The following is an 18,424-nucleotide window of genomic DNA, read 5'->3' as shown; positions in this document are numbered from 1 at the left end:
TGATCGCTCCTTACACGCGGGACTTCTGGGCCACGGTCGCCGGGTCCGCCGGGGTCTCCCGGGTGACGTACTGCGGGACGGGGGAGTCGTCCTTGCCGGTGTCTCGGACCAGGCCGTAGCGGATGGCGCCCTCGGGAGGCCCACTGGTGATGTCGGCCTCCGCGTTGTCCCAGGTGGTCGGGAAGACGTTCAGGCCGTAGTCGGCGCCCCGCTCGTTCACGGTGAGGGTGACGCTGCCCTCGACGTAGAAGTACTCGTTCTGCCACATCTGCTGGGTGCCGGCCGGCGGGACGGCGTAGCCGGTGGCCGAGTTGCCCATGCCGGTGGCGGAACTGTCGGTGCTGCTGACCCGGTCGTCCATACGGCGGCCACCGCCCGAGGCCACGTGGAAGAGCCTGCCCTTCAGGCCGGTCCAGGCCGGCATGACCAGGCTGCCGGCCCGGTACTGCGGCGAGATCTGCCAGCGGACGAGGACATAGCCCTGGCCGGTGAGCGTCACGCTGTCCCCGCGGTGGTTCATGGTGGCGTGCGCGCCGCCGGTGCTGGTGATCCCGGCCTCGGGCCGGTGCGGGAGGGCGGCGGGCCGCGCGTTCGGGTCGGGCGCCGTGTCGACGGCGTCGACGACCGTGCCGTACGGGTCGGACTTCGTCGGCGCCGCCGACGGGCTGGGAGAGGGGGCGGCCGGGGGCGAAGGGGAGGGAGAGAGGGACGCCGACGGGGACCGGGGCGGGGAGGTGACGGGCGCCCGGGGCTGGGGGCGGGCCGTGGGGGCAGCGACGGCCGGTGGCGGGTCCTTGGCGGGGTACGTCATGACGTACGCGCCGCCCGCGACGATCGTCGCCCCGGCGCTCAGGGCGACGGCCGGCTTGGTCAGGGCGCCGAGCATCTTGCCCGCCCAGCCGACGGAGGCGCCGGTGGTGGCGGCGACGGCCGTCTTGCCGCCGAAGGCCAGCGACAGGGTGAAGCCGACGGGCAGCGGGACGAGCGCGATGCCGACGAGGAGCCGCTCCGCCGGTACGACGACCGCCTCCCCGGGGCTCGCGCAGTACGCGCACCCCCTGATGTGCCGGGCCAGCCGCTTGCGCCACACGGAGTCCGGGTCGCCGTCCCAGCGGGCGGTCAGTTCCCGCAGGCCGGGGCAGGCATCGTCGAGGGCACGGACGATTCCGCGCGAGGCCTCCAGGCGCTCCTTCATCCGCTGGACGCGTACGGCGGCGTGCTGCCGGCTGATGCCCACGGCAGCCGCCAGCTCCCGCCGGGTGAGTTCGCCCGCGACCTCCAGCCACCACAGGGACAGCAACTGCCGGTCCTCGTCGTCGAGCCAGCGCACCGCCTCCGCGACCTCGCGCCGCTGCCCCTCCAACTGGAGCCTCAGCACGGTGAGTTCGGCGAAGTCGGCGGCTCGGTCGGCCGTCTCGTCACGCAGGGCGTCGGTGGTACGGCGGCGGGCGCGGTCCCGGATCTGCCGCATCGCGATCGCGACGAGCCACGACCGGAAGCTGTCCGGGTCACGCAGCGAGCCGAGGTTGTCGACGGCCCGCAGCATGGTCTCCTGCACGACGTCGTCCACGTCCGCGTGACCGTTCAGGGCCCGGCCGACGATGTTGTAGACCAACGGCAGCCAGCCCGCGACCAGATCGTCCAGCGCCCGCCGGTCACCGGCCTGCGCCGCAGCGATGGTGGAACTCCACTGGCGCCCGTCCACAAAAGCCCTTTCTCGTACGTGTGTGCACCTTACGTCGCCCTGTTGCACACCGGTTCGCCGCCAGGTCGCCCGAGGAGACGGTTCGGAGGCACCGCCGATAACAGTTTTTTCCTCTGCCCAAGGCCGCCCGCGACACGGTCCCTAGGTGCGATCCCCGACAAGATCCGGATGCGGTACGCCCGTTGCCCTCACGCCGGGACCAGGGTCGGCGTCCTCCTCGGCGACGATCCACGTCAGCTCGTAAAGATCAAGGATGTGAGCATCAACACCAGCCGCCACCCGCAGGAGAAGCCGATGCGCACACGTACCGCCGCCCGCGCCACAGCCCTCGCGACCGTCCTTACGCTCACCCTCGCCCTGCCGGCCGGCGCCCTTGCCGCTCCCCCGTCGGCTGCCTCCGGCCCGGCGACCGCGAGGGGCACGGCACCGAACGCCGAGGCACTGCGGGCCGCGCTCGCCGGTTTACCGGACGCGGAGGCGACGGCGGCTCTCGTACGGGTCGGAGGCACCGACGGTCTCTGGCGCGGCAGCGCGGGTGTGCACGACCTGGTGAGCGGGCGGGCGGCGGACCCGGACGCGCGTTTCCGCGCCGGTTCGACGACGAAGGCGGTCACGGCGGCGGTCGTGCTCCAACTCGCGGCGGAGGGCAAGGTGGACCTCGGCCGACCGGCCCGGCACTACCTTCCGGACCTGATCCCCAGCACGTACGGGCAGGTGACCGTGCGCCAACTCCTGAACCACACCAGCGGCATCCCGGCTGCCGACGGCGTCGGAACGACCTTCGAGGAGTGGTACACGCACCGCTTCGACCTCCACTCTCCTCGCGAGACGGTCGCCGACGCCACCGCCAAGAAGCCCGAGTTCGCGCCGGGCACCGCCCAGCACTACCTCAACATCAACTACACCGTGCTCGGGCTGCTGATCGAGCGGACCACCGGCCACTCCTACGAGCGGGAGACGGTTCGCCGGATCTTCGCCCCGCTGGGAATGCGGAACACGTACTTTCCCGGCAGCGATCCGGACATCCGGGGGCCGCACAACCACGGCTACCAGGCCGTGACGCGCGCGGACGGCACGACGGAGTTCCGTGACGTCACGGTGTGGGGCACCACGGACGGCTGGGCGGCGGGCGCCATGATCTCCACGACGGCCGACCTGGAACGATTCCTGACCGCCCTGTTCCGCGGGCGGGTCGTGCCGCAGCCGCAGTTGGAGGAGATGTTCACGCTCCCGGCCGGCGTGCCCGGTGCCACGATGAGCGCGGGTCTCCAGCGGTATGTCGCCCCCGACGGCACAGAGGTGTGGCTGAAGTCGGGCGGCCGATGGGGCTACAACTCGGTCATCGCGGCCACCCGCGACCTGTCCCGCACCCTCGTCTACAGCGTCAACTCGACCGACGCGAAGGGCCAGGGCATGAATCCCGTCGCCGCACGCATCGCGCAGGCGGCCTTCATGCGGTGACCTGGGCCATGGCTGGAGGTGCCGCCGTCAGCGCCTCCAGCCGCTTGATCCGCTTCCGTACGACGTAGAGCGGGGTCACCCCGAACACCCCGAACGACATGTCGATCACCGTCCACCAGAAGGGAATCCCGCGGATCGGCCCGCAGATCAGCGCGAGCGGGATGATCCCGGCGCAGGCGATCATCCCGAACTCGACGACCCAGATGTTGCGTACGGGGTCGCGGTAGGGCCCGTAGAAGGCGACCGCGATCACGAGGTGGGCGAAGGCGAGCCAGTCCGTGCCGTAGAGGACGAAGGGATAGCGCTCGTCGGTGGCGTCGAGGCCGGCCCGCACCCGCTCGACCCAGTCCATCAGCCCGGGCAGGTGCTCGGGCACGGACAGAGCCCTCAACAGGCTCTCGGTCCAGCGCAGTTCGTGCACGAGGGGGAATGCGGTGGCGCCACTGAGCACCAGGCACACGACGAAGAGGGCCAACCAGGCACGGATGCCCTTGAGCAGGGCGGCTCTGTCACTCATGGAGGCAGCATACGCTTGAATTGAACACGTTCAAAACATCAGAAACCCTTGGTCACAGCCCCACGATCGCGTTCCACCTCTTGGCGAACCCCACCCGCTCCTTCCCGGTGATGTCCCGGGCGATGGCGAGCCGTCTGCGCATGGCGGTGTCGGGGAAGATCAGCGGGTCCTCGGCGAGGGCCGCGGTCTCCTCGTCCTTGGCGGACGCCAGGACGTCCTGCGCGGCCGGTACCGGGCAGACGTAGTTGACCCACGCGGCCAGTTCGGCGGCGACCTCGGGCTGGTAGTAGTAGTCGACGAGCGCTTCCGCGTTCGCCTTGTGCCGGGCGAGGTTCGGGATCATCAGCGACTCCGCCCACAGTTCGGCGCCCTCCTCCGGGACGACGAAGCGGATGTCCGGGTCGTCCGCCTGGAGCTGGATCACGTCACCCGAGTAGGCCTGGCAGGCGAGTACGTCACCGCTCGCGAGATCCTTGATGTAGTCGTTGCCGGTGAAACGGCGGATGTGCCCGCTGCGCACCCGCGCGGCGACCTGCTCGCAGACCAGCTCGAAGTCGTCCGCCGTCCACCGGGTGACGTCGACCCCGTTGCCCTGCATGAGCAGCGCGAACGCCTCGTCCAGCCCGGAGAGAAGGGTGACGCGGCCTTTGAGGTCGTCCGCCCACAGGTCGGAGACATGCCGGATCTCCCGGCCGACCCCGCGTCGGTTGTACGCGATACCGGTGATCCCCGACTGCCACGGCACCGCGAACCGGCGGCCGGGGTCGAAGGCGGGTGAACGGAGCTGCGGGTCAAGGTACCTGGCGACGTTCGGCTGCCGGGCACGGTCCATCTCCTGGACCCAGCCCAGCCGGACGAACCGCGCGCACATCCAGTCGCTGACGACGACGAGATCGCGGCCGGTCCGCTGGTGGTTCATCAGCGCCGGGCTGATCTTCCCGAAGAACTCGTCGTTGTCGTTGATCTCCTCGACGTAGTCGACGGCTATGCCCGTGCGCTTCTCGAACCCGTCCAGCGTGGGCCGCCGCGTCGTGTCCTCGTCGTCGGTGTCGATGTAGAGGGGCCAGTTCGCCCAGGTCAGCCGCTTGTCCCGGGCAGAGAGATCGACCCCGGCCCGCTCCCCCGGGGCCACATAGGCGGCGGGCACCCCGCATCCGGTGAGCGCCGCACCCCCGCCGACCGCTCCCAACGCGCGCAGCAGGGACCGACGGTCGAGAGCCGTGGAGACGCGTGACACTGGCATCCGGGCAGCATGCCCGCCGTACGCGGGCCCGGGCAATCGACGCCGTGTCGAGCAGTACGGCGCCGACGCGACATCCTGTCGACGACAGGCGAGCCGGCCGAACCACCGCAGCCGCGCGGCCCCGGACGGAGAACTCCCGCCCGGGGCCGCGCGCGCCACCGACAGCCCTCAAGCCACTCTCAGCCGCCGAGCGACGTCATCACATGCTTGATCCGCGTGTAGTCGTCGAACCCGTACCCCGAGAGGTCCTTGCCGTAGCCGGACTTCTTGAAGCCGCCGTGGGGCATCTCCGCGACCAGCGGGATGTGGGCGTTGATCCACACGCAGCCGAAGTCCAGGGCCTTCGACATCCGCATCGCGCGCGAGTGGTCCTTCGTCCAGACGGACGACGCGAGGGCGTAGTCCACGCCGTTGGCCCACTCCACGGCCTGCGCCTCGTCCGTGAAGGACTGGACGGTGATGACCGGGCCGAAGACCTCGTTCTGGATGATCTCGTCGTCCTGCTTCAGCCCCGACACGACGGTCGCGGCGTAGAAGTAGCCCTTCTCTCCGACCCGGTGACCGCCCGCCTCGACCTTGGCGTGGGCGGGCAGCCGCTCGATGAAGCCGGAGACCTGCTTCAGCTGGTTCGGGTTGTTGAGCGGCCCGTACAGCACGTCCTCGTCGTCCGGCTGCCCGGTCTTCGTCTCGGCGGCGGCCTTGGCGAGCGCCGCGACGAACTCGTCGTGGATGGACTCCTGGACGAGGACGCGCGTGGCCGCCGTACAGTCCTGGCCCGCGTTGAAGAAGCCCGCGACCGAGATGTCCTCGACGGCCTTGGCGATGGCCGCACTGTCGAGGTCCTCGAAGACGACGACCGGCGCCTTGCCGCCCAGCTCCAGGTGGACACGCTTGAGGTCCTTCGCCGCGGACTCGGCGACCTGCATACCGGCTCGCACCGAACCGGTGATCGACGCCATCGCCGGAGTCGGGTGCTCGACCATGAGCCGGCCGGTGTCACGGTCCCCCGTGATGACGTTGAAGACGCCCGTGGGCAGGATCGAACCGATGATCTCCGCCATCAGGACCGTGGACGCGGGCGTCGTGTCCGACGGCTTGAGCACCACGGTGTTGCCGGCGGCGATCGCCGGGGCGAACTTCCAGACGGCCATCATCATCGGGTAGTTCCAGGGCGCGACCTGCGCGCAGACACCGATCGGCTCGCGCCGGACGATCGACGTCATCCCGTCCATGTACTCACCGGCGCTGCGCCCCTCCAGCATCCGGGCCGCACCCGCGAAGAAGCGGATCTGGTCCACCATCGGCGGGATCTCCTCGGACCGGGTGAGCCCGATCGGCTTGCCGGTGTTCTCCACCTCGGCCGCGATGAGTTCCTCGGCGCGCTCCTCGAACGCGTCCGCGATCTTCAGGAGGTGCCTCTGCCGCTCGGCCGGGGTCCTGTCGCGCCAGGCGGGGAAGGCGGCGGCCGCGGCGGCCATGGCGTCGTCGACGTCCGGCTGCCCGGACAGCGGCGCGGTCGCGTACGCCTCGCCCGTCACGGGGTTGACCACCTCGGTGGTCCGCCCGTCGGCGGCGTCCCGGAACTCACCATCGATGTAGTTGCGCAGACGACGCAGCTCGGTGCTCACTGCCGGCCCTCCAGATTCGGTGTCGGTTGACTCAGGTGACTGAGGTGTCGATCGACTCGGTGTCCATTGACTGAGACACCCACCCTATTCCGCAGTCCGACGTTTTCAACACCCCCGATCCCCCTCAAGCTGCGAAATCCGCAAGACAGGCGTCCATGAACAACGAATTTCATCGATCGAGCCTTGCGAAACCGTCGACTCCTCGTGCACAGTGAGCGCGTGGCAAGTCGAAGCGCAGAGCACAGGGACTCCCGCGAGTCCAGGAACGGCACTCCCCAGCTGGACGCCGTCTCCCTCGCCATCATCGAACAGCTCCAGGAGGACGGCCGCCGGCCCTACGCGGCGATCGGCAAGGCGGTGGGCCTCTCCGAGGCGGCCGTCCGCCAGCGCGTCCAGAAGCTGCTCGACCAGGGCGTGATGCAGATCGTCGCCGTCACGGACCCGCTCACCGTGGGTTTCCGCAGACAGGCGATGGTCGGCGTCAACGTCGACGGCGACCTGGACCCCGTGGCCGACGGGCTGAGCGCCATGCAAGAAGTCGAGTACGTGGTGATGACCGCGGGCTCCTTCGACATCCTCGCCGAGATCGTCTGCGAGGACGACGACCACCTGCTGGACGTCATCAACAAACGCATACGGGCCCTGCCCGGCGTGCGCTCCACCGAAAGCTTCGTCTACCTCAAGCTCAAGAAGCAGACCTACATGTGGGGAACCCGATAACCGTGACGACCACCGACAGCCCCAGCTCCAGCCCCAAGGACCTCAGCCGCACCGCGTACGACCACCTGTGGATGCACTTCACCCGCATGTCCTCGTACGAGAACGCGCCCGTCCCGACGATCGTCCGGGGTGAGGGCACCTACATCTACGACGACAAGGGCCGGCGCTACCTCGACGGTCTGGCGGGGCTGTTCGTGGTCCAGGCCGGTCACGGCCGCGTCGAGCTCGCCGAGGCCGCCTTCAAGCAGGCGCAGGAGCTGGCGTTCTTCCCGGTGTGGTCGTACGCCCACCCGAAGGCGGTGGAGCTGGCGGAACGTCTGGCGAACTACGCGCCCGGTGACCTCAACAAGGTCTTCTTCACCACCGGCGGCGGCGAGGCCGTCGAGACCGCCTGGAAGCTCGCCAAGCAGTACTTCAAGCTGGTTGGCAAGCCCACCAAGTACAAGGTCATCTCACGCGCGGTCGCCTACCACGGCACCCCGCAGGGCGCCCTGTCCATCACCGGCCTGCCGGCCCTGAAGGCCCCCTTCGAGCCGCTGGTCCCGGGCGCCCACAAGGTCCCGAACACCAACATCTACCGCGCCCCGCTCTTCGGCGACGACCCGGAGGCCTACGGCCGCTGGGCCGCCGACCAGATCGAGCAGGAGATCCTCTTCGAGGGCGCGGACACGGTCGCCGCCGTCTTCCTGGAGCCGGTCCAGAACGCGGGCGGCTGCTTCCCGCCCCCGCCGGGCTACTTCCAGCGGGTCCGCGAGATCTGCGACCGCCACGACGTCCTGCTCGTCTCGGACGAGGTCATCTGCGCCTTCGGTCGCCTCGGCACGATGTTCGCCTGCGACAAGTTCGACTACGTGCCGGACATGATCACCTGCGCCAAGGGCATGACCTCGGGCTACTCCCCGATCGGCGCGTGCATCATCTCGGACCGGCTGGCCGAGCCGTTCTACAAGGGCGACAACACCTTCCTGCACGGCTACACCTTCGGCGGTCACCCGGTGTCGGCGGCGGTCGGCCTGGCCAACCTCGACCTGTTCGAGCGCGAGGGCCTCAACCAACATGTGCTGGACAACGAGGGCGCGTTCCGCTCGACCCTGGAGAAGCTGCACGACCTGCCGATCGTCGGTGACGTCCGCGGAAACGGCTTCTTCTACGGCATCGAGCTGGTCAAGGACAAGGCGACCAAGGAGTCCTTCGACGCGGAGGAGACGGAACGTATCCTCTACGGCTTCCTCTCCAAGGCCCTCTTCGAGAACGGCCTGTACTGCCGTGCCGACGACCGCGGCGACCCGGTCGTCCAGCTCGCCCCGCCGCTGATCTCGACCCAGGAGACGTTCGACGAGATCGAGCAGATCCTGCGCGCGACCCTGACGGAGGCGTGGACGAAGCTGTAGCCTCCGGCGGCTGCGCGGTTCAGCCGCTCGTCACGGCCCGGTGTTGCACCCATACAAGTGAGAAGGGTGCACCCCGGGCCGCGTGCTGTCCGGGGTGCACGCCCAGGATCTTTAGCGTGCCTGGTAACCGATCGGCCCTGCTCTCGTTCCCCCGCACGGGGGACTGCAAGGCACAACGGACCAGAACGAGGTGTACGCGATGGTGGCCCCGCCGGACAACGACGTGCTCTGGGCACGCGCCCTGCACTTCCAGCACAACGACGGCTCGCCCGCGCTGAGCGGCGTCTCGCTCGGTGTCCGGGAGGGCGAGATCCTCGCCGTCAGCGGCCCGCGCGGCAGCGGCAAGACGACCTTGCTGCGCTGCCTCTCGGGCCTGGTACGTCCACTGCGCGGCGAGGTCTGGTTCAACAGCGTGCCCGTGCACACGATGGGCCCGCTCGCCCGTGAACGGCTGCGCCGCGACCGGTTCGGCTGGATCGACCCGGCGCCCGTCCTCGTACCGGAACTGAACGTCTGGGAGAACGCGGCCCTGCCCCTCATGCTGCGCGGCACCAGCCGCCGGCGCGCCAAGACGGCGGCCCTGGAGTGGCTGGAGCGCCTGGACATCGGCGGCCTGGCCCGCAAACGCCCGTACGAACTGCGTCAGTCCGAACGTCAGCGCGTCTCGATCGCACGGGCACTGGCCCCGGCGCCCACGGTCCTCTTCGCGGACGAACCGACGGCACCCCTCTACCGGGCGGACCGGGCCCAGGTACTGCGGACGCTGACGACAGCGGCCCGCTCGCACGGCATCACGGTGGTCCTCGCAACGCATGACGCGGACACGGCGGCGCTGGCGGACCGCACGGTCTCACTGCTCGACGGACGGCGCGTGAACACCGTCCACCTGCCCCAGGTCGCCGAGACCGGGTCCGGGACTGGGACCGGGACCGACGCGGAAGGCCGGGCCGCGTGCTCGCTCTCCGTCTAGCCCGCGGCGCCCACCCGGGCGTCCAGCTTCGCCGGCTGCTGGTCGCGGCGGCGTCGGCGGCCACGGGGTTCCTCCTCCTGGGCACCCTGGGACACGCCCTCGCCCACCAGGACACCCCCGGCGGCTCGGCCCTGCGCCTGGCCTGGTGCGTGGCTCCCCTGGCGGCCACGGTCTATTTCGCGGTGACGGTGGCCCGCACGGACCCCGGCACGAAACCGCGCCCCGGCCTGTCGGCGATCGGCCTGGGCCCGGGCCGCCTGATGGCCGTCTCGGCCACGACAACGGCCCTGTCCTGCACCCTGGGTTCGATGCTGGCCCTGCTGTTCTTCCTCCATCTGCGGGGCGACCTGACGGGCATGCCGTTCGACGGCGACGCGGCGGACTTCCTGGCCGCCGACCACCCCCTCCCCCTCCCGGCCGCCCTGACCCTGCTGACCCTGGTACCGGTGGCGGCGTCGATCGCGGCCGCCCTGGTCCTGCGGCCCCGGGACACCCGTCGCCGAACCGCGGGCGCAGGCGGCACCCCGTCAGCGCCGGGCAGCGCGTCCCAGCCCGCGGAACCAACCCCGGGCCCCTCTGAAACCCCCGTCCAGGAACCCGGCCTCCCCTCCCTCCACCTGCCTCCCCGGGATCTCCCCTGGGGCATCGCCGTGCTGGCAGCCGGCCTCGCCGTGGAGGCCTACGCCGCCCGCGCCCCCCACACCCGCCTCGCCATGCCCGGCGGAGCCACCGGCAGCCCCGCCGCCGTACTCGTCGGCTGGGCCCTCACCGCACTGGGCCTCGCCCTGGCCGGACCCGGCCTCACCCACCTCTGCGGACGCCTGCTCCAGGCCGTCCGCCCCGGCGCCCTCCGCCTCCTCGCCGGCCGCGTCCTCATGCAGGAGGCGACCCGTATCGGCCGCCCGCTGGGCGTCGTCTGCGCGGTGGCGTCGGGCGCGTACGCCATGATCGTGCTGTACGACGCCGACGACCCGTCCCTCGGCCCCCTCACCACCCTGGGCGCCCTGGTCGTGGTGGGCTGCGCCGTCGCCACGCTGCTCACGGCCGCCGCCGAGGCCCGCCGCGCCCGCGCGGACACCACCGCGGCCCTGGTCCGGCTGGGCGCACCGGCCACGACACTGCGGACCGCCGCCGGCCTCCGCGCTGCCGCCCTCCTCGCCCTGTTCGCCCCGCTGACCTTCCTGGTCGCGGAGCTGGCGGCGCTGCCGCTGACCGCCTGAACCCCGGACAGAATCCCGGATCAGAACCCCTGGGAAAGCCCGTCCGGAAACCCGTACGAACAAGTTCCGCATCCACCGATGAGTTCCGCCCGGCCTCCGGGTCTACCCCACCGAACAGCACCACACCGACGGGAGAGACCCTCATGAGCGAGTACCAGCAGATGATCTTCGTGAACCTGGCCGTCAACGATGTCGACGCCTCGAAGAAGTTCTTCACCGAGCTCGGGTACACGATCAACCCGCAGTTCACGACCGACGACTGCGCCTGTGTCGTGATCAGCGAGACCATCATCGCGATGCTGCTGAGCAAGCCGCGCTACTCCGACTTCACGAAGAAGGAGATCGCGGACTCGACGAAGACCAGCGAGGTCCTCATCTGTCTGAGCGCCGAGAGCCGCGCGAAGGTCGACGAACTGGTCGACGGTGCGCTCGCCGCCGGCGGCACCGAGCCGCGTGAGGCGCAGGACTTCGGCCAGATGTACGGCCGCGCGTTCGACGACCTCGACGGGCACACCTGGGAGGTCATGTGGATGGACCCGGCGGCCGTCCAGAGCTGACACGGACCGTGCTTACATGGGCGGGTGCAGACGAGCCCCGCCCATGCGGCCCACCACGACGACCGTGAGATCGAGACCCTCCAGGAGTTCGACGCGACCGTCTCGGCTCGCGGCACCCTCGCCGGATTCCGCGTCCAGGCCGTCGATCTGACGGACCGTACGAAGGAGTTGCTGACCAGCGACACCGCGGGCGCCGTCTTCCTCGGCTGCCCGATGCGCCCGGACGCGACGGCGAAGGTCCGCGCGGACGGCGCCCTGGTCTTCCCGCCCCTCCCGGACCTGCCCGTCAACCCGTACCGCGGCCATCTCTACGCGCCGGACGAGTTGTTCGCCGGGCTCGACAAGGGCTACGAGGGGACACCCGACGCCCTCGGGTACGCCTGGTTCCAGCGTACGAAGGCCGACGGCGACATCTTCGCCTCGATGCTGCGCTCCGTCCACGACGACGCCGTCTCCGACGCCCTCGACGAACTCCTGCGCGCGACACAGGTCGTAGGAGTGATGGGGGGTCACGCGATGGCACGCGGTACGCAGGCGTACGCCGGTGCCGCACGCCTGGGGCGCGAGCTGACCCGCGCCGGGTTCACGGTGGCGACGGGCGGCGGTCCGGGCGCGATGGAGGCGGCGAACCTCGGCGCGTACGCGGCCCCGTTCGACGACACCATGCTCGACGAGGCATGCGAACTCCTAGCCGGGGCACCCTCGTTCACGCCCTCGATCACCGACTGGGCGCGCGCCGCCTTCGAGGTCCGCGCCCGCTGGCCCGAAGGGGCCGGCTCGGTGGGCATCCCGACCTGGTTCTACGGGCACGAGCCGCCGAACGCCTTCGCCTCGCACATCGCCAAGTACTTCGCCAACGCCACCCGCGAGGACGGGCTGCTGGCCCGCTCGAACTCGGGGATCGTCTTCCTGCCGGGCGCCGCCGGGACCGTACAGGAGATCTTCGACAACGCGACCCCGAACTACTACGAGTCGCGTGGCGAGCCAACACCCATGGTGCTGGTGGACCGCGCCCACTGGACCGAGCGGCTGCCCGCCTGGCCGTTGCTCCAGTCGCTGGCGCGGGCGCGGGCGATGGAGGACAGAATCGCCCTGGTCGACCGGATTGAGGACGCTCCGGAGGCTTTGAAACGCCTCGCTGGTTAACGGGTAGGCAAAACAAATGCCTGGAGCCTGCATACACATTGACAGTTCTTATGCTGCGCTTATAAACCTGTGAGACTCCAGGGGGTGATGAGGTGATGAGGTCTCTTCGCCCCCACCACCCCCCTCAGTTGTGCACCCCGTGAAGGGCAACCGTGTCCATATCTCTCCGTACCGCGCGTTCCGTGCGCATTCTCGGTGTTGCCTCCGCCTCGGCCGCGCTCGCGCTGGGCGTCGCGGGCACCGCGTTCGCCTGCAACATCAGTGAGTTCTCCGCCGTCGCCAAGTGCGACGGCGAAAAGGGCGTCATCAGCGTCACCGACAAGGACCCGTCGGGCACCCCCGCCACGGTCACCGTCTTCCTGGGCGAAAAGCTCATCGGCACCCAGGAGGTCGTGGGCAGCCGCGAGGGCGTCACCGTCGACTTCGCGGAGGACTGGGCGCCGAACACGACGTACCGCGTTCACGTCAAGGCCGGCAAGCAGGTCGACGAGGACATCGCGTCGGGCGTGAACACTCCGGACGAGGCCTGCACGCCGGAGTCGACCCCGACTCCGACGCCGACCCCGTCCGCTTCGCAGCCGGAGGAGTCCGCCACCCCGACTCCGTCGGCTTCGGAGCCCGAGGAGTCCGCCACCCCGACTCCGTCGGCCTCCGAGAGCACCCCGGGCGCTCCTGCGAGCAGCGTTCCGACGCCTGCGGGCGGCAGCTCCAACCTCGCCGAGACCGGCGCCAGCTCGAACACCGGCGTGATCGCCGGTATCGCGGCTGCCCTGGTCGCCGTCGGCGGCGGCGCCGTCTTCTTCGGCATGCGTCGCCGTGGGACGTCCAGCAACAGCTGACGTTCGGCTCGCCGTACCCGCAGTACCGCACCCGGCTGTACGTTGTGGCCCGTCCCCGGATCAGGGGGCGGGCCACTCCGCTGTCACCGGACACCGGTCACCGGTCACGTGCCGTGCGTCACCCGAAGGTGGCCCGCGCCAGCCAGAACTCCAGCAGCTCCCGGTCCCCGAGGATCTCCAACCGCGGGCTGTCCAGCGGCAGTCGGCGGTAGAAGGCGAGCATGACGTCGGTGAGCGGGCCGCGCAGGGCCACCGTCGCCTTCTCATGGCCACGCCGCCAGACGAGGCCCTCCTCGGCGAGCTCGATCAGCCTCCCCCACCCTTCGGGCGGGGGGACCCCCATCTCGCTTCGCTCGGCGTTCAACTCCGCGGCGCTGTCCGTGGCGTGAAGATGGATGCTGCGGCCCGGCCCGCGCAGTTCGTTCGCCGGGTCGGCCGGATCGGCCCGCTGCGCGAACTCGACGATCTGCAGCCACTCGTCGATCGCGTCGGCGGCGATGTCGGCCGCGACCTCGTACGGCAGCCCGGCGGTCAGCGTCGCGTCCGCGCGGTGGACGGTGACCTCATGAGCCATCCGGCGCGCCCAGAACCCAGAGTCGTGGATCTCGGCCCACGACCACACCTTGGCGTCGGGCCCGGCCTCACGCAGGGTGCCGACCAGAAGCTCACCGGTCTCGGCGAGCCAGGCGTCCAGCGCGGCCGGGTCGCCCGTCTGCTCCGGGCCGCCGCTCAGCGGTACCTGGTCCTCCTCGACATCCGCCTCGGCCCGCGTGCGTACCAGCAGTTCCACCCAGCGCAGGGCACCCCCGGTATGCCGTACGAGCTGCTCCAGCGACCAGTCCGGGCAGGTGGGCACGGTCGCGGACAGATCGGCGCCGGAGGTCACCACCGCCCTCAACTGTCCGACCTGGTGGGCGATTTCATCGCAATAGCGATCATGTGCAAGTGTCGTCATGCCCCGCACACTATGGGTGGTCCCGTCACCCGAGCACGACAATTTCGGCCGCGTCGAAGGCCACTCCGACCTCGTCCCCCGGCTCCGGCGCCTCACGCAGCGCGCACGCGGCCTCCAGCCGGGGCGCGTCCTCGGGCTGGAGCTGTACGGCGACATGCGTACCCCGGAAGGTACGCGCGGCCACCGTGCAGCGCAGGCCCTCGGCAGCGGGCACCAGAAGCACACCGGCGGGCCGTACGAGCAGCGTGCGCACCCCCTGTCCGGTGCCCTCGGGGACCGGCGTCTTGCCCCAGGGGGTGTCCGCGACCTGCCCGCTCACCGTTGCCTCGACGACGTTGTCGAAGCCGAGGAAGCGTGCGACGAACTCGTCGGCGGGGCGCTGCCAGACCTCAAGCGGCGTACCGGACTGGGCGATTCGGCCGTCGCGCATCACGATCACACGGTCGGCGAGGGCGAAGGCCTCGCCCTGGTCGTGGGTGACGGCGAGCACCGTGGTGCCCAACCGGCCGAAGAGCTCCCGGAGTTCGACGACGAGCCGCTCGCGCAGCGAGCGGTCCAACTGGCCGAGCGGTTCGTCGAGCATCAGCAGCCGGGGGCGGGGCGCGAGAGCACGGGCGAGGGCGACACGCTGCTGCTCCCCGCCGGAGAGCGCGGCCACGGCACGTCCGGCGGCGCCCGGCAGCCCGACCAGGTCCAGCAACTCCCGTACACGCAAGCTTTGTTGCTCCTTGGACACGTGATGCATACGCAACCCGAATCCAACGTTGCCGCCAACATCCCGCTGCGGGAACAGCTGGTGGTCCTGGAACATCAGGCCCACCTCCCGCTTGTGTGCGGGCACCCCGGCGAGGTCACGGCCGTCGAGCAACACCCGCCCCGCGTCGAGGGGCTGGAGTCCGGCGACAGCCCGCAGCAGCGTCGATTTCCCGCTGCCGCTGGGTCCGAGCACGCACACGATCTCGTGCTCGGCGACATCGAGGCCGACGCCGTCGAGCACGGCCCGCGTCCCGAACCGTACGGTCGCCCCGTCGAGACTGAGCATGGTCAGAACTCCCCCGTCCGGTCGGTCCGCAGCCGCTCCAGCACGAGCAGGGCCACCGCGCACACCAGCATCAAGATCGTCGAAAGGGCCATCGCCTGGCCGTAGTTGAGGTCACCCGGGCGGCCCAGCAGGCGGGCCACAGCGACCGGCAGGGTCGGATTGTCGGGCCGGGCGATGAACACGGTCGCCCCGAACTCACCCAGCGACACGGCGAACGCGAACCCGGCCGCGACCAGCAACGCCCGCCGCACGATCGGCAGATCGACCTCGCGCCAGACCCGCCAGGGCGAGGCACCGAGCACGGCCGCCGCCTCCCGCAACCGCCCGTCCACGGCCCGCAGCACCGGCAGCATGGTCCGCACGACGAACGGCACCCCGACCAGCGCCTGCGCGAGCGGTACGAGGATCCAGCTGCCGCGCAGATCCAGCGGCGGCTCGTCGAGCGCGATGAGGAACCCGAACCCCACGGTCACCGCCGACACCCCGAGCGGCAGCATCAACAGCGCGTCGAATCCCCGTACGATCCGTCCGGCATCGCGCCGGGTGAGCGCCACGGCGGCAAGCGAGCCGACGACGACGGCGATGCCGGTGGCGGCGACGGCGTACTGGAGCGAGTTCCCGATGGCGGCGATCGGCGCCACCAGGAAGATGCCCGAGTCGTCGCGGGTGAGCGCCCTGTAGTAGCCGAGGCCGGCACCACCAGGTGTGGCGAACGATCGCTGTACGAGCACGGCCAGCGGCAGCACCAGCAGGACTGCGATGCTCACCAGCACCCCGCCGAGCAGCGCCCACTGACCCCGGCCGCGCGGCCGACGTGCGGTCGTCTCCGGCGCCACCAGCCGCAGCGCGCTCTCCCGTCGCCGTACCGTACCCGCGTGCACGGCGAGGACCGCGCCCACCGCCACGAACTGGACGATGGTCAGCACGGCGGCCGTACCGAGGTCGAAGATCTCCGAGGTCTGCCGGTAGATCTCCACTTCGAGGGTGGCGAAGGTCGGTCCGCCGAGGATCTGCACCACGCCGAACGAGGTGAAGGTGAAGAGGAAGACCATGAGCGCGGCGGCGGCGACGGCGGGTGCGAGAGCGGGCAGGGTGACCTGCCGCCAGGCCGCGAACCGCGAGGCGCCGAGCACCCGCGCCGCCTCCTCCTGGCGCGGGTCGAGCTGCGCCCAGAGCCCGCCGACGGTCCGCACTACGACGGCATAGTTGAAGAAGACGTGCGCGAGCAGGATCGCCCACACCGTCGTGTCCAGCCGTACGCCCCACAACTCGTCGAGCAGCCCTCCGCGTCCGACCAGCGCCAGGAACGCCGTACCGACGACGACGGTCGGCAGCACGAACGGCACGGTCACCACGGCCCGCAGAATCTGCTTGCCCCTGAAATCGAAGCGCGCGAAGACATACGCGCCGGGGAGCGCGATCAGCAGCGTGAGCACGGTGGAGGCGAGCGCCTGCCAGGTGGTGAACCAGAGGACGTGCCGGATGCCGGAGTCCCCCAGCACGTCCCCCACCTGCCCCAGCCGCCAGACCCCGTCGGTATGCAGGCCGCGCGCGACGATCGCGGCGACGGGATAGGCGAAGAAGAGCGCGAAGAAGGCGACAGGCAGCGCGAGCAGGGCCCCGCGCAGGACGGCACCCTTCCCACGAGCGACCGCACGGGCCGTTTCGACTACGTCGGCTACTTCGGCTACTTCGGCTACTTCGGCTACTTCGGCTACTTCGGCTACTTCAGTACGAGCGATGTCCACGACTTGACCCACTGGTCACGGTGTTCGGCGATCTTCGCGGGGTCCATGGTCTCGGGGTCCTTGGCCTGCGGCCCGAACTCCGTGAACTCGGCGGGCACCTTGGCACCCTCCCGCACGGGATACACGAACATGTTGAGCGGCATGTCCTCCTGGAAGGACTTGCCGACGAGGAAGTCGAGCAGCGCCTTGCCGCCCTCGCTGTTGCCGGCGTTGCTGAGCAGCCCGGCGTACTCGATCTGCCGGAAGCAGGTGCCGGTCGCGACGCCGGTGGGAGCGGTGGTCGGCTTCGGGTCGGCGAAGATCACCTCGGCGGGCGGCGAGGAGGCGTACGAGACGACGAGCGGCCGGTCCGCCTTGGCCTTCTTGCCGCCGGCCGACCCGGAGAACTCCTCGTTGTACGCCTGCTCCCAGCCGTCGACGACCTTCACGCCGTTCGACTTGAGCTTCGTCCAGTACGCGGCCCACCCGTCGTCGCCGTACTTGGCGGCGCTCCCGAGCAGGAACCCGAGTCCGGGCGAGGAGGTGGAGGCGTTCTCCGTGACGAGGAGATCCTTGTAGGCGGGCTTGATCAGGTCGTCGAAGGACTCGGGCGGGGTCAGCTTGTGCTCGCTGAACCAGGCCTTGTCGTAGTTGACGCAGATGTCGCCGGTGTCGATCGGAGTGACCCGGTGCTCGGCCTCGTCGGTCCGGTACGCGGGCAGGATCGCGGCGGCGTCCTTCACCTCGTACGGCTGGAAGAGCCCGTTGTCGAGCGCGCGGGAGAGCAGGGTGTTGTCGACGCCGAAGAAGACATCGCCCTGCGGGTTGTCCTTGGTGAGGATCGCCTTGTTGACGGCCTGGCCGGCGTCGCCGTCCTTGAGGACCCTGACGGTGTACCCGGACTGCTTCTCGAAGGCGGCGAGGACGCTCTTCGACACGGCCCACGAGTCATGGCTGACGAGGGTGACGGTCTTGGAGCCGGCCGCCGAACCGCTGCCGCCGTCCTCCGACCCGCACGCGGACAACGTGACAAGCCCGAGCCCGACGGCGAGTGCCAGCGACTTCCTGGTACCGCTCAACTTCCCGGTACTGCTCAACTTCCTGGTACTGCTCACGAATGCTTCCTCCTGGGATGACCAGGAAGAGACGCGGCCCTGCCCGGGACCCCGTGAAGGGTTCCGGGCAGGGCGCAACAGCTTGAGTGATGACCGAACTTCCTACCCAGAATGACCTGGGCGAGGTTCAGAGGGTCTGCGGTCTGTCCCGCACTCTCAGCGCTGTGGCGCTCCCCTGTCGGAATATG

16 protein-coding genes and 1 riboswitch are annotated in these 18,424 nt (G+C 70.3%); of the genes, 8 read left to right on the top strand and 8 right to left on the bottom strand.

Going from position 1 to position 18,424, the window contains the following annotated elements; all coding sequences use genetic code 11:
- Window positions 1–10: 10 nt before the first annotated feature.
- Entirely contained in the window at window positions 11–1,705 is a 1,695-nt protein-coding gene (locus G3I71_RS34340) for a sigma-70 family RNA polymerase sigma factor (protein ID WP_164320894.1), read from the bottom strand.
- Window positions 1,706–1,999: 294 nt separating this feature from the next.
- On the opposite strand from G3I71_RS34340, the gene G3I71_RS34335 reads away from it, so the two are divergent.
- A complete protein-coding gene (locus G3I71_RS34335; RefSeq protein ID WP_164320892.1) occupies window positions 2,000–3,166 on the top strand; it encodes a serine hydrolase in 1,167 nt (388 codons plus the stop codon).
- Here the strand turns inward: G3I71_RS34335 and G3I71_RS34330 are convergent.
- From G3I71_RS34330 to G3I71_RS34320, 3 genes are all read right to left on the bottom strand, one after another.
- The gene (locus tag G3I71_RS34330; protein WP_164320890.1) at window positions 3,156–3,683 is read right to left on the bottom strand and encodes a hypothetical protein; all 528 of its coding nucleotides are present in this window, start codon (window positions 3,681–3,683) and stop codon (window positions 3,156–3,158) included. The two genes, G3I71_RS34335 and G3I71_RS34330, sit on opposite strands and share 11 nt — an antisense overlap.
- Before the next feature lie 52 nt (window positions 3,684–3,735).
- Window positions 3,736–4,926 (bottom strand): spermidine/putrescine ABC transporter substrate-binding protein, encoded by a 1,191-nt coding sequence (locus tag G3I71_RS34325; protein ID WP_164320888.1) that lies wholly within the window; start codon window positions 4,924–4,926, stop codon window positions 3,736–3,738.
- Window positions 4,927–5,105: 179 nt separating this feature from the next.
- Window positions 5,106–6,554, bottom strand: a complete 1,449-nt coding sequence (locus G3I71_RS34320) for a gamma-aminobutyraldehyde dehydrogenase (protein WP_164320885.1) — start codon at window positions 6,552–6,554, stop codon at window positions 5,106–5,108.
- A 204-nt stretch (window positions 6,555–6,758) separates the two neighbouring features.
- Here G3I71_RS34320 and G3I71_RS34315 point away from each other — a divergent pair, with 204 nt between their 5' ends.
- The 7 genes from G3I71_RS34315 (at window position 6,759) to G3I71_RS34285 (ending at window position 13,397) form a co-directional block, all read left to right on the top strand.
- A complete protein-coding gene (locus tag G3I71_RS34315; protein ID WP_164320883.1) occupies window positions 6,759–7,274 on the top strand; it encodes an Lrp/AsnC family transcriptional regulator in 516 nt (171 codons plus the stop codon).
- On the top strand, window positions 7,259–8,665 hold the full coding sequence (locus G3I71_RS34310) for an aspartate aminotransferase family protein (protein WP_164320882.1): 1,407 nt from the start codon (window positions 7,259–7,261) through the stop codon (window positions 8,663–8,665). Before G3I71_RS34315 ends, G3I71_RS34310 begins: the two co-directional genes overlap by 16 nt.
- Before the next feature lie 199 nt (window positions 8,666–8,864).
- Window positions 8,865–9,635, top strand: coding sequence for an ABC transporter ATP-binding protein (locus tag G3I71_RS34305; RefSeq protein ID WP_164320880.1), 771 nt, complete (start codon window positions 8,865–8,867; stop codon window positions 9,633–9,635).
- On the top strand, window positions 9,617–10,855 hold the full coding sequence (locus tag G3I71_RS34300) for a hypothetical protein (RefSeq protein WP_164320878.1): 1,239 nt from the start codon (window positions 9,617–9,619) through the stop codon (window positions 10,853–10,855). The genes G3I71_RS34305 and G3I71_RS34300 overlap by 19 nt, the downstream gene beginning before the upstream one ends.
- Before the next feature lie 143 nt (window positions 10,856–10,998).
- On the top strand, window positions 10,999–11,412 hold the full coding sequence (locus G3I71_RS34295) for a VOC family protein (protein ID WP_164320876.1): 414 nt from the start codon (window positions 10,999–11,001) through the stop codon (window positions 11,410–11,412).
- A 24-nt stretch (window positions 11,413–11,436) separates the two neighbouring features.
- Entirely contained in the window at window positions 11,437–12,558 is a 1,122-nt protein-coding gene (locus tag G3I71_RS34290) for an LOG family protein (protein ID WP_164320874.1), read from the top strand.
- A 152-nt stretch (window positions 12,559–12,710) separates the two neighbouring features.
- Window positions 12,711–13,397, top strand: a complete 687-nt coding sequence (locus G3I71_RS34285; protein WP_164320872.1) for an LAETG motif-containing sortase-dependent surface protein — start codon at window positions 12,711–12,713, stop codon at window positions 13,395–13,397.
- A gap of 118 nt (window positions 13,398–13,515) precedes the next feature.
- On the opposite strand, the gene G3I71_RS34280 is transcribed toward G3I71_RS34285, so the two are convergent.
- The 4 genes from G3I71_RS34280 to G3I71_RS34265 form a co-directional block, all read right to left on the bottom strand.
- Window positions 13,516–14,352: a maleylpyruvate isomerase N-terminal domain-containing protein gene (locus G3I71_RS34280; RefSeq protein ID WP_164320870.1), complete on the bottom strand. Its 837-nt coding sequence runs from the start codon at window positions 14,350–14,352 to the stop codon at window positions 13,516–13,518.
- Between the two features lie 25 nt (window positions 14,353–14,377).
- Window positions 14,378–15,394 (bottom strand): ABC transporter ATP-binding protein, encoded by a 1,017-nt coding sequence (locus G3I71_RS34275; RefSeq protein WP_164320868.1) that lies wholly within the window; start codon window positions 15,392–15,394, stop codon window positions 14,378–14,380.
- A 2-nt stretch (window positions 15,395–15,396) separates the two neighbouring features.
- Window positions 15,397–17,022, bottom strand: a complete 1,626-nt coding sequence (locus G3I71_RS34270; RefSeq protein ID WP_164320990.1) for an iron ABC transporter permease — start codon at window positions 17,020–17,022, stop codon at window positions 15,397–15,399.
- A 95-nt stretch (window positions 17,023–17,117) separates the two neighbouring features.
- On the bottom strand, window positions 17,118–18,200 hold the full coding sequence (locus G3I71_RS34265) for a thiamine ABC transporter substrate binding subunit (protein ID WP_164320988.1): 1,083 nt from the start codon (window positions 18,198–18,200) through the stop codon (window positions 17,118–17,120).
- A 117-nt stretch (window positions 18,201–18,317) separates the two neighbouring features.
- Window positions 18,318–18,423: riboswitch (TPP riboswitch) on the bottom strand.
- Window position 18,424: the final 1 nt, after the last annotated feature.

Origin of the sequence: Streptomyces sp. SID12501, from assembly GCF_010550245.1 — a bacterium.
Lineage (GTDB): Bacteria > Actinomycetota > Actinomycetes > Streptomycetales > Streptomycetaceae > Streptomyces.
Note: the sequence above shows the minus strand (reverse complement) of the source record. Positions and strands in the feature narration are given on the sequence as shown.